At 72.4% G+C, this 1,332-nt stretch carries 1 protein-coding gene; it reads right to left on the bottom strand.

Annotated features, from left to right (window positions below; all coding sequences use genetic code 11):
- Positions 1-1,312: ISL3 family transposase (locus ACZ7KX_RS42715; RefSeq protein WP_470331346.1), on the bottom strand; the 1,312-nt coding region annotated here is incomplete at its 3' end.
- Between the last annotated feature and the right edge of the window lie 20 nt (positions 1,313-1,332).

A 1,332-nucleotide genomic window follows, 5' to 3' on the forward strand; every position in this document is an offset into this window, starting at 1 on the left:
TGATCTTGTTGTTGTGGCCCTCGACCGCGCCGGAACTGTAGCTCAGGCTGAGACCGGCGACGACTGCGTCGAGGTCCTGCAGGAGGCCGGCGGCGAAGCTTCGAAGGGCTGGGACCTTGTCCTGCTGGACGCGCGTGATCCAGTCCTTGAGCTCTCGGCCGCGGCGGTCGTTCATCAGCTCGGCGAAGGACCTGACGTGCTCGGCGGTGGTGGCGAGTGCCGGGACGCGAGTCAGGATCTCCTTGAGCTGCTGGCCCGCGTCGGTGGGGAGGCGGTCGGGGTGGCGGGTGATCCAGCTGGTCACGTCCCTTACGGACGGCTTTCGGCGGGGCGGGTCCTGGTGCGGGAAGGCTTCCCGCAGCCGGCGGACGTAGACGCGCACGATCTGCTCCTGACCGGGGAATCCGCGTTGTCGGATCTCCTCGAACAGGCGCCGGGCGATGGTGTGGCCCTCGGCGAAGCGCTGGTGGAGGTAGGGCTTGTAGGGGTCGAGGATGCTGGTGCGTCCCGTCCAGCGGCCGACCAGCAGTTCGTCGGGATCCTGCGCGCCGGCCAGTCGGCGGACGGTGCCGCGTGCAAGGCCGAGTCGGCGGGCGACGGCGCGCAGGCTGAACCCGTCCTTCACGAGCGTGTGGACGGCGGCGTGCTGTTCGCGGACCCGGTCGGACAGGCGTCCGGTCCGGCGGGGCTCGGCGCTGACGGGTGGAAGGACAACTGCTGTGGCAGGGCCGGGTGGAGGGGCTGGTTCGGGCAGCAGGGCTCGGTGCTGCAGCACGGTCGTCTCGACCGCGTCGGCGAGGTTCTGCCACAGGTGGAACCGGTCGGCGACGTGGATCGCGCCCGGGGCCCCGAGCCTGGCGGCCTCGGCGTAGGAGGCGGAGCGGTCGCGGCAGACGACCTTCACCCCCGGGTGGTCGGCCAGCCACGACCGGACGGTGGCGACCGTGCGGTCGGGCAGCAGGTCAACCGGGCGGCGGGTCTCGATGTCGACCAGGATCGTGGCGTAGACGTGGCCCTTGCGCAGGGCGAACTCGTCGATGCCCAGCACGCGTGGCACCGCGGGCGCCGGATCCGGCAGGGCGCGTATCAGCCGTAGGAGCGTGGAGCGGCTCACCGGGACCGCGAAGGTCTCGGCCAGGCGGGAGCCGGCCCGGCCAGCCAGGGCCAGGGCGAGCTGCTGGAGCGCGGCCTGCAGGCCCTGGCTCCGCCGGCCGTGACGGAAAGTCAGCCCCGGCGCCTGTTCGACGAACGTGACCCGGGGACAAGCTCGTTCACGGCAGCGGAACCGGCGGACCCGTAACTCGACCACCACCCGCCGCCCGCCCGCCGCCC

Source organism: Kitasatospora sp. NPDC038210, from assembly GCF_055600605.1.